Source organism: Serratia sp. OLAL2 (assembly GCF_002752475.1).
Classification (GTDB): Bacteria; Pseudomonadota; Gammaproteobacteria; order Enterobacterales; family Enterobacteriaceae; genus Serratia; species Serratia bockelmannii.
This window is the reverse complement of the sequence record NZ_MSTL01000019.1, coordinates 314,268-328,306: the sequence shown is the minus strand read 5'-3', so window position 1 is coordinate 328,306 and position 14,039 is coordinate 314,268. Positions and strand designations below refer to the sequence as shown.

Genomic DNA, 14,039 nt, shown 5'->3' with positions numbered 1-14,039 from the left:
AGGGGGCACTGCGCGTGTGCCGATGATAACGTGTTTAGTGGGTAAAACGCCAAGGCTGATTGTGAAAACAATCGATCAATTATTGCCCTTTGGTACGATTAAACTAAGAAAGTGAGGAGAAGAGGGGAAATTCTGCCTTTTATCCAACATTATCAGGCTGCTGTATTTTTGCTGTGGCAACAATGATCGAGCGGCTCGGAGGAAATACCATTAAGCCCGCGCAGGCAGGCTTAATGGTTTGCAGGCGCGGTAGGGTTAGTGGTCGAGCGATTCCAGCGCCCGTTTGATCAGCTCGGTGGCCAGCTTGCTTTCCGCTTCAGAAATGCCGTCGAGATTAAAGTTGGAGAGCTCAGCGACCAAAACGCTGCGTTCTTTGCCGCTGATTGAGGCGTCCAGCGCGGACAGCAGCCTGCCGAGGATCTTCAGCAGGGTAGCGTTTTCCGCTACGGCTTCCTGAGCCGGGGTGTTCTTATCGGTCATTCAAAATCCTCTCTGTCGTGACGGAAGGGAGATGCAGCTAACGCCATCGAATGAATTAAACGATCGCGCAGCCCTTCGGGGGTGTCGAGCCCAATCACTACCGTAAGGCAGGGATATGGATTTTTACTTATGCATTTCAGTTATAACGACTAGGTAATCTATGCTGCCGTATCACTGTGCCCTAACGGGCGACGCCAGGCTGAGCAATGTGTGCTCTGTATGCAAACGACCAGTATAGGCTTTCTGCGCGGCGTTAATATGACAGAAAACCCCTGCGAACGGTCAGGTTTACAGGGGACAAGGTTATTGCGGCTTGCCGGAGAACAGGAAACGCAGCACCGGAATGCGCTTGTGCAGCTCATATAACGCGAAGGCCAGCGAGAACACAAACAGCAGGCCCAGCAAAAATCCCAACAGGTTATTGCCGATATACGGCGTCACGAAAGCGCCATATATCAGGGTCAACGGGTGGTGCACCAGATATATAAACAGCGAGGCGTTGACCAGATAGGTGATGCGCGGCGAGTGATAATTCAGCAGGTTATGCCCGAAAGAGAACACCACATTGGTCATCAGGATCCCCATTAGGGTTTTGATCACCACTTCCAGCTCGAACATATAGCTGCTGTGCGCCAACAGTTTCTGGTTCAGCATATATGCGATAAACAGCAGCAGCGAGCCGAGCAGCGCCAGCGGCGAACGACGCAGAAAAATCTCTTTAAGCCACACATACTTAAACGCATAGGCGCCGAGGATGAAGAACGGCAGGTAGAACATCGTCTCCATCACCACGAAATTGAACAGGCCATTGGATAATAGCTGCGGCGCGAAAATTAAAATAATACGGTGCGCGGCCGAATAGCATACCGCATAAATAAAGAAACACAGTGAGACATTTCCTAATCCACGCATTCTGTTTATTAACGGTGGAATAGGATCGCGGGTTTGACGCTTGATTTTGCGGAACAGATAAAAGCAGGCGAAGGTCAACAATGACAGGGTCAATAAGAACCACAGATGAGACACCAATTCCCAAACTGTTACATTTATTTTCTGATAGAGAGAAAACTCGTCCCAGCCGTTTAATTTATCGGTGAAATATTTCAGCATGAAAAATTGCGGCACCGTAATTAGCGGGATGGAGCTCAACAGCGGGATCGCCACCCGCTCCAGCCTGACCTTCAACCACTGATGGCGCTCGTAGCGCTCGTAGAGCATGTAGGAGAAGTAGCCGGAGATCACGAAGAACACCTGCATGCGGAAAGCGTGGATGAAGTCGTTCAGCACCGTGAGCGAGAAGGAGGGCGACGCGCTGTTCACCGCCCAGGCGTGGCTGGAATAAATCAGGGAGAGGTGAAACGGAATGCCGAGCAACATCAAATAGGCTCGGATCGAATCGAGGAAAAACTCGCGCTGTTTGCTGCCTTTAGTCATAGATTACCGCTGGTGATTTAATCGAGAGTTCATTAACACGCTTAATAAGTCGTCAAACGTTAAATTGTTATCCGGAACCCTACTATAGCCCCCCGCATTTTTCCATAGCGTCTTGTTGCGCGGCTTGCTACGCTGGTGTTCCATCAGCTGCTTAAACAATGAGCCGTAAACATGAACCATCCATTTATCATGTTGTCGGAAAGCTGAGTAATCCATTAATATGGATTTAAATGATTTGAGCACACGAATAGGGGGGGATGTGCTAGTTAATATATTATCCGGACAACCACGCGCCGCGAGCGTTCGTTGGTTAGGTGCTACCGTATTGTTCACGCTGTTCAGTTCGCCGGCATGGGCCTTTTCTATTGATGATGTCGCCAAGCAGGCGCAGGATCTGGCGGCGAAAGGTTTCGAAGCCCCGAAGAGCAACCTTCCTTCTCAGTTCCGCGAGATGAAGTTCGCAGACTATCAGCAGATTCAGTTCAATCACGATAAAGCCTATTGGAGCAAGCTGAAAACCCCTTTCAAGCTTGAGTTTTATCATCAGGGGATGTACTTCGATACGCCGGTGAAAATCAACGAAGTCACCTCCACCAGCGTAAAACAGATCAAGTACAGCCCAGATTACTTCAACTTCGGTTCGGTCAAACACGACCCTGAATCGGTGAAAAATCTCGGTTTTGCCGGCTTCAAGGTGCTTTATCCGATCAACAGCGCCGACAAAAACGATGAGATCATGAGCCTGCTGGGCGCGAGCTATTTCCGCGTGGTGGGTAAAGGGCAGGTTTACGGGCTTTCCGCTCGCGGCCTGGCTATCGACACCGCTTTGCCGTCCGGCGAAGAGTTCCCGCGTTTTCGCGAATTCTGGGTTGAACGTCCGAAGCAGGGCGACAAGCACCTGGTGATCTACGCGCTGCTGGATTCCCCGCGTGCCACCGGCGCTTACCGCTTCACGGTGATCCCGGGCCGCGACACCACCGTGGACGTCGAGTCTAAAGTGTTCCTGCGCGACAAGGTGGGCAAACTGGGGCTGGCGCCGCTGACCAGCATGTACCTGTTCGGGCCGAACCAGCCGTCACCGACGCTGAACTACCGCCCGGCGTTGCACGATTCCAACGGTCTGTCTATCCATGCCGGCAACGGCGAGTGGATCTGGCGTCCGCTGAACAATCCTAAACACCTGTCCGTCAGCACCTATACCGTTGAGAATCCGAAAGGCTTCGGTCTGCTGCAGCGCGGTCGCAACTTCAAAGAATATGAAGATCTGGACGATCGTTACGATCTGCGTCCGAGCGCCTGGATCGAACCGAAGGGCGACTGGGGCAAAGGCAAGGTCGAGCTGGTGGAGATCCCGACGGCGGATGAAACCAACGACAACATCGTCGCGTTCTGGACGCCGGATACCTTGCCGGAAGCCAAAAAGCCGCTGACGCTGAGCTACCGCCTGAACTTCACCCGCGATGAAGACAAGCTGCATTCGCAAGACATCGCCTATGTGGCGCGGACCATGCGTTCGACCGGTGACGTGAAGCAGTCCAACCTGATTCGCGAGCCAGACGGCAGCGTGGCTTTCCTGGTCGACTTCGTTGGCCCGGTGCTGAAAGGACTGGATGCCAATACCCCGGTCGCCTCTCAGATCAGCATCGGCGACAATGGTGAAATGGTAGAAAACAACGTCCGCTATAACCCAGTGACCAAAGGCTGGCGCCTGACGGTGCGTCTGAAAGTGAAAGACGACAAGAAGCCGGTAGAAATGCGTGCGGCGCTGGTCAATGGCGATAAGACTCTGTCGGAAACCTGGAGCTATCAGCTACCTGCCAATGAATAAGCCTACTCAACCCGCCCAGGATTATCTTGCGGCGTTGCCTCTGACCGCTGAGCGGTCAGAGGCGCTCAACCCTCAAACGGCGGATGACGCTCAGGCTCTGGAGGCGCTCCATCGGCAGATGGGCGCCGCCGACGCCAACGTCAATAGCCTGTCGGCGGATGACGTGGCGCTGGCCTCGGTCAAGCCGCGTATCGAAAACGCCTGGCCGGATGCGGTCAGCGATGACGACTTCGATACCGACGCCGAAGGGCGTGCCATTCTGAAGGCGACGCCGCCGATCAAACGCACCACCATGTTCCCGGAAGCCTGGCGCACCAACCCGGTGGCGCGCTTCTGGGATTCTCTGCTGGGGCGTTCACCGCACAATCGGCACGCCACCAAAGAGGAAGCCGCGGCCGAAAACCGCTGGCGTGTCGTCGGCTCCATGCGCCGCTATGTGCTGCTGGTGCTGATGCTGGTGCAGACCGGCATCGCCACCTGGTACATGAAAACCATCTTGCCTTATCAGGGCTGGGCGCTGATCGATCCTATCGCCATGTTGGATCAGGATCTGATGCAGTCGGTGCTGCAGCTGCTGCCGTATGTGCTGCAAACCGGCATTCTGATCCTGTTCGCCGTGCTGTTCTGCTGGGTCTCGGCCGGTTTCTGGACCGCGCTGATGGGCTTCCTGCAGTTGCTGATCGGCAAGGACAAATACAGTATTTCCTCTACCATCAAGGGCGATGAGCCGATCAACCCGGCGCACCGCACCGCGCTGATCATGCCGATCTGCAACGAAGACGTCGAACGCGTGTTCGCCGGCCTGCGTGCGACCTATGAGTCCGTCGCCGCGACCGGTCAGCTGGAACACTTCGATATCTACGTGCTGAGCGACAGCTACGATCCGGACATCTGCGTGGCGGAGCAAAAGGCGTGGATGGAGCTGTGCCGCGATGTCGACGGCCACGGCCGCATCTTCTATCGCCGCCGCCGCCGCCGCGTAAAACGCAAGAGCGGCAACATCGACGACTTCTGCCGTCGTTGGGGCGGTGAGTACAGTTACATGGTGATCCTGGATGCCGACAGCGTAATGAGCGGCGAATGCCTCACCGGGCTGGTGCGTTTGATGGAAGCCAACCCGAACGCCGGCATCATCCAGTCGGCGCCGAAGGCGTCCGGTATGGATACCCTGTATGCGCGCGTGCAGCAGTTCGCCACCCGCGTTTACGGGCCGTTGTTCACCGCCGGCCTGCATTTTTGGCAGTTGGGCGAGTCGCACTACTGGGGCCATAATGCCATCATCCGCGTGAAGCCGTTTATCGAGCACTGTGCGCTGGCGCCGTTGCCGGGCGAGGGCTCCTTCGCCGGTTCAATCTTGTCGCACGACTTCGTTGAAGCGGCGCTGATGCGCCGCGCCGGCTGGGGCGTGTGGATCGCTTACGATCTGCCGGGCAGTTACGAAGAGCTGCCACCAAACCTGCTGGACGAGCTGAAACGCGACCGCCGCTGGTGCCACGGCAACCTGATGAACTTCCGCCTGTTCCTGGTGAAGGGTATGCACCCGGTGCACCGTGCGGTGTTCCTGACCGGCGTGATGTCTTACCTGTCGGCGCCGCTGTGGTTCATGTTCCTGGCGCTCTCCACCGCATTGCAGGTGGTGCATACGCTGATGGAACCGCAATACTTCCTGCAGCCGCGGCAGCTGTTCCCGGTCTGGCCACAGTGGCGGCCCGAGCTGGCGATTGCACTGTTCTCCACCACGCTGGTGCTGCTGTTCCTGCCGAAGTTGCTCAGTATTGTGCTGATCTGGGCCAAGGGCGCGAAAGAGTACGGTGGGGCGTTCCGCCTGTTCATTTCGATGCTGATGGAAATGCTGTTCTCGGTGCTGCTGGCGCCGGTGCGCATGCTGTTCCATACCGTGTTCGTAGTGAGCGCCTTCCTCGGTTGGGAAGTGGTGTGGAATTCTCCGCAGCGTGACGATGACGATACGCCTTGGGGTGAAGCGTTCCGCCGCCATGGCTCGCAGATGTTGCTGGGCCTGGTGTGGGCCGGCGGCATGGCGTGGCTGGATCTGCGCTTCCTGTGGTGGTTAGCGCCGATCGTGTTCTCGCTGATCCTGTCACCGTTCGTGTCGGTGCTGTCGAGCCGCGCAACGCTGGGCATGAAGAGCAAACGCGCCAAGCTGTTCCTGATCCCGGAAGAGTACAACCCGCCGCGCGAGTTGCTGGCGACGGAAGAATATCTGCATCTCAACCGCAACCGCGCGCTGACCAACGGCTTTATGCATGCGGTGGTCAACCCATCCTTCAACGCGCTGGCGACGGCGTTGGCGACGGCGCGTCACCATCTGCGTGCGACGCTCGATCGCAACCGCGAGGAGCGGGTGAACGAAGCGCTGCAGCTGGGGCCGGAGAAACTGGTGAAGGGCAAACGTCTGGAGCTGCTGAGCGATCCGGTTACGCTGGCTCGTTTGCACCAGCGCGTTTGGCTGTTGCCGGAAGGCGCCGCCTGGCGTGAGCACTATCAGCAGTTGCCGCACAACCCGCTGGCGCACCCAACGGGCCGGCGTTAATCGCTGAACGGCAACGCTCAAACGGGGAATGCGCATGGCGCGCTCCCCGTTTTTTTTACCTTTTGCTTACGCGCGCCGATGCCGGTGGAGAAAGGGAACTGTGATAGACTGCGGCCGATGCGTTGTTCACTCGCGAAACAACCCTTTGCTCAGAGTCAATGTCGTGAAGCTCTCTTCCTACCTTCGGCTGGCCTGCGTGGCGGCCGGCGTGATGGTCTTAACCGGCTGCGGCAGCATCATCAGCCGCACCATGCCCGGCGCGGGGCATGGCCACCAGTACTATCCCGGCGTGCAGTGGGATTTGCGCGATACGCCCTGGCGTTACGTCACGGTGATAGATGTGCCGTTGTCGATGGTGGTGGACACCTTTATGCTGCCGTTCGATGCGCAGCACGGCCCCTATGAATAAACCTGCTCAGCGGGTGGCGAACACCACCAGCTGATAGCCTTTCTGCCCACAGTGGAAAGGTGCCAGCGCCGTCATGCCCAACCCTTGCACGTGAGCGGCCAACGAATGCGGATTGTCGTCGTCGATAAACAGCGCGCCCACGTCGTAGTCATGACTGGTGTGCGCTTTGACGGCGGCGTAGAGGCGTTTCAGCACGCCTTTGCCGCGCCAGGCGGCGTCGAGGCAAACCGGGCCGTAGAGAAACACCCGCTGCTCACTCAGCGCCCGCCCGGCGAAGGACTGCGTGGCGAGCGTCGCCAGCATCGCATCCACCACCGGTGGCCGCGGTTGCACGTCGGCAGGCATCAGGCAAACGAACCCTGCCAGTTGGTTCTCCTGTTCGGCCACTAGTATGCCGATGCCGCGGTTGATCGCCGTCAGCTGCGCCTCATTCATGCGCGATACGATAAATCCCTGCCGTTTTTGGCGCTCGTCGAGCGCTTCCGGCACGTTTTCCCCCTGCAGCTGCAAAATGGCGGGGTAGTCGGTAGAGCGGGCCCGGCGGATAATCATGTTGCCTCCTTGGCGATAAAAATGTGGTGCGGGTTAACGTTCATCCCACTCATCGGCCGCGGCCTGGCCTTCTTCGGTATCCAGCGGCGGTTCGAGCTGGAAGTCGCCTTCTTCCCATTCATACAGGGTATTTTCGTCTATCCACTCGGCGGTAATTTCCACCTCGTCGTAGTCCCCGTCGAAGATTGCCTGTGCCGCCGCACCGCTGCGCAGCGTCAGGCATTCCACCGCTTCACCCTCTTCTTCGAAGAACTCCGCCTGCCACATCGTGTCGCCATCCTGCATCACGTACTTTTGCAGATTGAACTGCTGCGGCACCGGCGATTCGTCACCGCTGCCGCCTTCGGCGGTGTCGAGAAACTCTTCGCGTGCGGCCTCGATGGCTTCTTCCAGGGTTGCATACAGGCTCATGTTCGCCTCCGTTGACAATGAGAATAAAGCGTCCGGCGTGCTGCCGGCGCGGTGGGGAAAAACGTCAAAACTAATTGTTGTCTCACTGGCGCAGGATGCAAATTTTTTTGTTGTCCGCTCTGCGACGACGGTTGTCCGCAAAGCGGGAGAAGCAGGCGCGGAGACGGGAAATAATGACGGTATCGTTCACTCAGGCATCAGGAGAAGCCCATGTTAATCGACCCTTCAAGCAAATACCGACCGTTCCCGCCGGTGACGTTACCGGATCGCCAGTGGCCTGCGCGCACGCTGCGGCAGGCGCCGCGCTGGTGCTCCAGCGATCTGCGCGACGGCAACCAGGCGCTGGCGGAGCCGATGGATAACGCGCGCAAGCGCGAATTCTATCAATTGTTGTTGCAGTGCGGTTTCAAAGAGATTGAGGTGGCTTTCCCTTCGGCGTCGCAAACGGATTTCGATTTTGTGCGTGCCCTGATCGACGAGCAGCTGATCCCGCATGACGTCACGATTCAGGTGCTGACGCAGTCGCGCGACGATCTGATCGATCGTACCTTCGAGGCGCTGCAGGGGGCGCCGCGGGCTATCGTGCATCTGTACAACGCCACGGCGCCGATGTTTCGCGACATCGTGTTCCGCCAGGATAAGGCCGCTACCGTGGCGCTGGCGGTGAACGGCGCGCGGCGCATTCGCCGGCATTGTGAGGCTCAGCCCGATACCGCCTGGTGCTTCGAGTATTCGCCGGAAACCTTTTGTTTTACGGAATTAGAGTTCGCGCTGGAGATCTGCGAAGCGGTGGCGGAGGTGTGGCAACCGGGGCCGCAGCGGCCGATGATTATCAACCTGCCGGCGACGGTGGAAGTGAGTACACCCAACGTGTATGCCGATCAGATTGAATGGTTCTGCCGCCATTTCAGCCGTCGCGCCGATGTGGCGATCAGCGTGCATCCGCATAACGATCGCGGTACCGGCGTGGCCTGCGCGGAGCTGGCGCTGTTGGCCGGCGCCGATCGGGTCGAAGGCTGCCTGTTCGGCAACGGAGAGCGTACCGGTAACGTCGATCTGGTTACGCTGGCGTTGAATCTTTATACCCAGGGCGTGGCGCCGGGCCTGGACTTCAGCCGCCTGAAACAGGTGGTGGAAGTGGTGGAACAGTGCAATCAGCTGCCGGTGCATCCTCGCCATCCTTATGCCGGTGAGTTGGTGTTTACCGCCTTCTCCGGTTCGCATCAGGATGCGATCAAGAAAGGTTTCGCCGCGCAACGCCAGCGACAAGATGGTTGGTGGCAGGTGCCTTACCTGCCGCTCGATCCCGCCGATGTCGGCTGCAGCTATGAGGCGGTGATCCGGGTTAACAGCCAGTCCGGCAAAAGCGGCGCCGCCTGGCTGTTGGAGCAGAACCATGGGCTGGCGTTGCCGCGCGGTTTGCAGATTGATTTCAGCCAGGTGGTCCAGCGGGCGACCGACGGCAGCGGTAAGGAAATGAGCGTTGCGCAGCTGTGGCGCTTATTCCGCGACACTTACGGGCTGGTGGAGCAGCCGTGCTTGCAGCTGTTGAGCTACCAGACGGAAAGTCACGGGGTAGAGGCCTACAGTTTCAACGCGAGAGTCGCCTGGCAGGGGGAGACACTGCGGTTGCAGGGAGCCGGCAACGGCCTGCTTTCCAGCGCGGTGGATGCGCTGCGCCAACGCTTCGGCTTGCCGTTGGCGATCGAGGATTACCACGAGCACACGTTGGGGTATCAGAGCGACAGTCGAGCGGTGGCCTATATCCGCTGTGCGCTGCCGCACGGTGAGGCGATCTACGGCGTTGGCATCGACGTCGACTCCGCCAGCGCTTCGCTGCAGGCGCTGTTCAACGTTGCCGGGCGCTATCTGGTGTCAACGTCGGCGCGGCCCGGCTGAAATAGTCGCTGGGCGCGACCCCCAGCACTCGGCGAAACATGGCGCTGAACGCGCTGGGGCTGTCATAGCCGAGATCCAGCGCCACTTCCAACACCGAGCGGCCGGTCGCCAGCGCGTTCAGCGCCGCCAGCAAACGGGCGCGTCGCACCCAATCGGCAAAATGCAGCCCGGTTTCTCGCTGGAAGCGCCGCGACAGGGTGCGTCCGCTGACGCTGAGCTGAGCGGCCGCCTGTTCCAGCGTCCAGGGCTGCGCCAGCGTAGTCTGAATATGGCGGCACAGGGCAAGCAGTGAGGCCTCACGCGGTTCGGGCAAGTGCAGCGGCAGGCTCGGCAGCATTCGCAACTCATCCAGGATCAGTTCCATCACGCGCTCATCGCGCCCGCCGCTGGGATAGCCGGGCGCAATCTCCATCGCGCTGATAATCAGCTCGCGCAGCAGCGGCGACACCTGCACCACCTGGCACTGAGCCGGCAGATCGGCGCGCGCCAGCGGATCGACAAACAGCGTCCTGGCCGCCACCTGGCCGGTGATGCGCAGGCTGTGCACCACTTTCGCCGGTACCCAGACGCCGCGGCCGGGTGGCACCACCCAACTGCCGAGCCGGGTGGTGACCTGCACCACGCCGCTCAGGCTGTGGATCAGCTGCGCGCAGTTATGGTAGTGATCCGGCTCGCTGTCGCCGTGGCGATAATCCTTGGCCAACGGCCGGATGGGCTGATCGACCGGCAGAACGTCATGAAACAACAGCATCGTTAGCGGCCTCCGCGCGGCAAAAGGGGGGAAGACAGCATGCCATGCGGCGCGGTTTCACACCAGCCTGTGGCACGCGGCAGATAAATAGTTTATAAAATGATATTATATAATTTTATAAACTATATGGAAGGGTGATGGATATTGACGTGATGCGCAAGGCGGCGGCGCAGGCTGGCGCGATGCTGCGCACCTTGGGCAACGAAGATCGGCTGCTGCTGCTGTGCCGGCTCAGTCAGGGCGAGATGGCGGTGAGCGAGCTGGCGCAGGCGCTGGATATCCGCCAGCCGACGTTGTCCCAACAGCTTGGCGTGCTGCGCGAGGAAGGGTTGGTCTCCACCCGACGCGCCGGCAAGCAGATTTACTATGCGGTGGCCGATGCCAAAGCGCTGGCGCTGCTAACGACCCTGTATCAACTGTATTGCCCACAGCCGGAGAACCGCGATGACCATTGACTGGCAACACTTCACGCCTTATTCCGCGCTGGCGGGCGGGGTCATTATCGGCGGTGCGGTAGCGCTGCTGCTGCTGTTCAACGGCCGCATCGCCGGCATCAGCGGCATTACCGGCGGCTTATTGAGCGCGGGCGGCCGAGAGCGGGGCTGGCGCGCCGCATTTCTTGGCGGGTTGCTGATTTCTCCTTGGCTGTATGCTGCTGCGGCGGCTTTGCCTCCTGCTGAGATCGCGGTCGGCAGCGGCTGGCTGGCGATCGCGGGGCTATTGGTGGGGGTGGGTACCCGATTGGGCAGCGGCTGCACCAGCGGGCACGGCGTGTGCGGCGTCGCGCGGCTGGCGCCGCGATCGTTGGCCGCCACGGCGGTGTTTATGCTGCTGGGCTTTACGACCGTGTGGCTGATGCGCCATCTGCTGGGAGGGTGAAGATGCTTAAGTCTCTGTTGGCGCTGCTGAGCGGCGTGATTTTCGGTCTGGGGTTAATTATCGCCGGCATGGCCAATCCGGCTAAGGTACTGGCGTTTCTCGATATTACCGGCCAGTGGGATCCTTCGCTGGCGTTGGTGATGGTTGGAGCGATTGCGGTGGCGGCACTGGCCTTTATGTGGGCGCGCCGACGCGAGCGGAGCCTGTTGGGGGAACCGCTGCAGATCCCGGCCGCCGGGCGTGTGGATCGCCGTTTGCTGGTGGGCAGCGCGCTGTTCGGCATCGGTTGGGGCATTGCGGGCATTTGCCCTGGCCCCGCCTGGGTGTTGGCCGGGGCGGAGATAAGCCGGGTATGGCCGTTCCTGCTGGCGATGCTGGCGGGTATGGCGCTGTATGACGTTATCATGAGGAGGAGGAGTACGTGTCGATAGCCAAAGCGGTGTTGCGCATCGCGCGCCCGACCGATCGGTTGCAAGAGATTGCTACGCTGTATTGCCGCGGGCTGGGTTTCGAAAAGCTGGGTGAGTTTGTCGATCATCAGGGGTTTGACGGCATGATGATTGGGCATCCGCAGCATGCCTACCATCTGGAGTTCACGCAGCATCGTGGGGTGCGGGTCGGGCAGGCGCCGACGCAGGATCATCTGCTGGTATTTTATCTGCCGGATGAGAACGAATGGCGGGCTGCGTGTGAGCGGATGCAGGCGGCAGGGTTTTTATCGGTCGCCGCCTATAATCCCTATTGGGATCGGGCGGGGCAAACCTTTGAAGATCCTGATGGCTATCGGGTGGTATTGCAACATCAGGCTTGGCAGGCATAAAAAAACCGGCGCATCGAGCGCCGGTTTGCGAGATAAAACGGGGTATCCGTCAGACGTTGGTCGCCGGTTTTTGCGCGCTCTTGGACTGGGTATTTTCCAGCATGCGGCGAATCGGCACGATCAGCACGATCAGCACGGCGGCGCAGATCAGCAGCGCGACTGAGCAGCGAGCGAACAGATCCGGCAGCATATCCAGTTGGTCTGCCTTGACGTGACCGCCGATAAGACCGGCCGCCAGGTTGCCCAGCGCACTGGCGCAGAACCACAGCCCCATCATTTGCCCGCGCATTCTCTCCGGCGCCAGCAGCGTCATGGTGGCCAGCCCGATCGGGCTCAGACACAGCTCACCCAGCGTCAGCATCAGGATACTGCCCACCAGCCACATCGGCGATACGCCGGCGCCGCCGTTGCTCAGCACATTCTGCGCGGCCAACATCATCAGGCCGAAACCGCCGGCGGCGCACAGGATACCGATCACGAACTTGGTGATGCTGCTCGGACGCACGTTATTGCGCGCCAGCGCAGGCCAGGCCCAGCTGAAGACCGGCGCCAGCAAGATGATGAACAGGGCGTTGATCGACTGGAACCACACCGCCGGGATCTCGAAGCCGCCGACCATGCGATTGGTGTAATCGTTGGCGAACAGGTTGAACGAGGTTGGCTTCTGTTCAAATGCCGACCAGAAGAACGCGGCGGAGATCAGCAGGATGAAGCACACCAGCAGGCGTGCGCGCTCTTTGCGGCTCAGGCCGGCAAAGGCGAACAGATAGATGAAGTACAGGGTGACCGAGGCGGCGATGACGTACACTAGCACGCTGGCCACCTCGACCGGGTTGATAACGATCGTGCCCTGAGCGATCAGCACGATGGCCGCCACCAGGATGGCCGCCAACGCCAGCAACCAGGCGCCGACGCCTTTTTTCTTCGCGACCGGGCTGTTCCAGGTGGAGTCCAGGCCCACTTCGCGATCATAGCGTTTCATCGCCGGGACGGCGAACACCCGGAAGATCACCAGCGCCACCAGCATCCCGATACCGCCGATGCCGAAGCCCCAGTGCCAGCCGTGTGACTTGATCAGCCAGCCGGAGATCAGCGGGGCGATGAACGAACCGATGTTGATGCCCATGTAGAACAGCGAGAAACCGCCGTCGCGACGCGCATCGCCTTTCTTGTACAGCGTGCCGACCATCACCGAGATACAGGTCTTGAACAGGCCTGAACCGAGCACGATGAACATCAGACCGATGAAGAACAGGTTGGTGCCCATCACTGCGGACAGGGCGATCGACAGGTGGCCGAGCGCGATCAGGATCGAACCGTACCAGACGGCCTTGCGTTGGCCGAGCCAGTTATCTGCCAGCCAGCCGCCCGGCAGCGCCGCCAGGTACATGCTGCCGGCGAAGATGCCGACGATCGCCGACGCGTTCTCACGCGCCAGGCCCAGGCCGCCGTCGTACACGGTGGCAGCCATAAACAGGATCAGTAGCGGACGGATGCCGTAGAACGAGAAGCGCTCCCACATTTCGGTGAAGAACAAAGAACCCAGTGGATAGGGATGGCCGAAGAAGGTCCGGCTTTCTGACTTATTGACAGAGGATTGCATAACGATTTCCCAATAAAAGGCGCTGCAAGGCTGCAGCCCGTACTGTGGTATGTATGTGTATTTAATGAAGGCGATCCGCCCAATGCGGATTACCCGACAAACACCGCGGCTGCAACGCTGATAAACCGTGGAAAGCGTGCTGACCTTTTCTTCACTTGGCCGATGCTTCACATCTGGCGTGATATTATTTAACCATTTGATAACTGGTCGTTGGTTTTGTCTAGTACCTGTATCCCATTTTTTAGACGAAAAGTCGACAAGCATCTCCTTTTCTGGTTTTTCTGTTGGTTATGACAGGAATATGATTGACAGCGGGTTTTATGCGCTGAAAGTTAATTAATTGTTGATAAACAAGATGTTGAGATAAGAATGTTCTGAGCGGGGCGAAAGTTCACAGGCCTGAAGGAAGCATTATTAAAAGT

The 14,039-nt window shown here is 59.1% G+C and carries 14 protein-coding genes; 8 read left to right on the top strand and 6 right to left on the bottom strand.

From position 1 onward, the window contains the following. Positions 1-255: 255 nt before the first annotated feature. Both BVU99_RS18970 and mdoC read right to left on the bottom strand, forming a co-directional pair. Positions 256-480, bottom strand: coding sequence for a hypothetical protein (locus BVU99_RS18970; protein ID WP_033633376.1), 225 nt, complete (start codon positions 478-480; stop codon positions 256-258). A 303-nt stretch (positions 481-783) separates the two neighbouring features. Then, on the bottom strand, positions 784-1,914 hold the full coding sequence (gene mdoC / locus BVU99_RS18965) for a glucans biosynthesis protein MdoC (RefSeq protein WP_043141764.1): 1,131 nt from the start codon (positions 1,912-1,914) through the stop codon (positions 784-786). A 259-nt stretch (positions 1,915-2,173) separates the two neighbouring features. Here mdoC and mdoG point away from each other — a divergent pair, with 259 nt between their 5' ends. The 3 genes from mdoG (at position 2,174) to BVU99_RS18950 (ending at position 6,702) form a co-directional block, all read left to right on the top strand. Beyond that, the gene (gene mdoG / locus BVU99_RS18960; protein ID WP_025302384.1) at positions 2,174-3,742 is read left to right on the top strand and encodes a glucans biosynthesis protein MdoG; all 1,569 of its coding nucleotides are present in this window, start codon (positions 2,174-2,176) and stop codon (positions 3,740-3,742) included. Next, a complete protein-coding gene (gene mdoH / locus BVU99_RS18955) occupies positions 3,735-6,293 on the top strand; it encodes a glucans biosynthesis glucosyltransferase MdoH (RefSeq protein WP_025302385.1) in 2,559 nt (852 codons plus the stop codon). The genes mdoG and mdoH overlap by 8 nt, the downstream gene beginning before the upstream one ends. Positions 6,294-6,456: 163 nt before the next feature. Next, on the top strand, positions 6,457-6,702 hold the full coding sequence (locus BVU99_RS18950) for a YceK/YidQ family lipoprotein (RefSeq protein WP_025302386.1): 246 nt from the start codon (positions 6,457-6,459) through the stop codon (positions 6,700-6,702). A gap of 6 nt (positions 6,703-6,708) precedes the next feature. Here the strand turns inward: BVU99_RS18950 and BVU99_RS18945 are convergent, their stop codons facing one another. Then, entirely contained in the window at positions 6,709-7,254 is a 546-nt protein-coding gene (locus tag BVU99_RS18945; RefSeq protein WP_025302387.1) for a GNAT family N-acetyltransferase, read from the bottom strand. A gap of 33 nt (positions 7,255-7,287) precedes the next feature. Beyond that, positions 7,288-7,665, bottom strand: a complete 378-nt coding sequence (locus tag BVU99_RS18940) for a MysB family protein (RefSeq protein WP_025302388.1) — start codon at positions 7,663-7,665, stop codon at positions 7,288-7,290. 210 nt (positions 7,666-7,875) lie between these two features. On the opposite strand from BVU99_RS18940, the gene leuA reads away from it, so the two are divergent. After that, entirely contained in the window at positions 7,876-9,564 is a 1,689-nt protein-coding gene (gene leuA / locus BVU99_RS18935) for a 2-isopropylmalate synthase (protein ID WP_099817366.1), read from the top strand. Here leuA and BVU99_RS18930 read toward each other — a convergent pair. Then, on the bottom strand, positions 9,515-10,315 hold the full coding sequence (locus BVU99_RS18930; RefSeq protein ID WP_099817365.1) for a helix-turn-helix transcriptional regulator: 801 nt from the start codon (positions 10,313-10,315) through the stop codon (positions 9,515-9,517). The two genes, leuA and BVU99_RS18930, sit on opposite strands and share 50 nt — an antisense overlap. Before the next feature lie 137 nt (positions 10,316-10,452). On the opposite strand from BVU99_RS18930, the gene BVU99_RS18925 reads away from it, so the two are divergent. Genes BVU99_RS18925 through BVU99_RS18910 form a run of 4 tightly spaced genes read left to right on the top strand, consistent with a single transcriptional unit; the run spans position 10,453 to position 12,014 of the window. After that, positions 10,453-10,770, top strand: coding sequence for a metalloregulator ArsR/SmtB family transcription factor (locus BVU99_RS18925; RefSeq protein ID WP_099817330.1), 318 nt, complete (start codon positions 10,453-10,455; stop codon positions 10,768-10,770). Further along, a complete protein-coding gene (locus BVU99_RS18920) occupies positions 10,760-11,194 on the top strand; it encodes a membrane protein (RefSeq protein ID WP_025302391.1) in 435 nt (144 codons plus the stop codon). Before BVU99_RS18925 ends, BVU99_RS18920 begins: the two co-directional genes overlap by 11 nt. Before the next feature lie 2 nt (positions 11,195-11,196). After that, on the top strand, positions 11,197-11,625 hold the full coding sequence (locus BVU99_RS18915) for a YeeE/YedE family protein (RefSeq protein ID WP_025302392.1): 429 nt from the start codon (positions 11,197-11,199) through the stop codon (positions 11,623-11,625). After that, on the top strand, positions 11,616-12,014 hold the full coding sequence (locus BVU99_RS18910) for a VOC family protein (RefSeq protein ID WP_025302393.1): 399 nt from the start codon (positions 11,616-11,618) through the stop codon (positions 12,012-12,014). The genes BVU99_RS18915 and BVU99_RS18910 overlap by 10 nt, the downstream gene beginning before the upstream one ends. A gap of 49 nt (positions 12,015-12,063) precedes the next feature. Here the strand turns inward: BVU99_RS18910 and BVU99_RS18905 are convergent, their stop codons facing one another. Next, complete coding sequence (locus BVU99_RS18905; protein WP_099817329.1) at positions 12,064-13,617, bottom strand: peptide MFS transporter; 1,554 nt, start codon at positions 13,615-13,617, stop codon at positions 12,064-12,066. Positions 13,618-14,039: the final 422 nt, after the last annotated feature.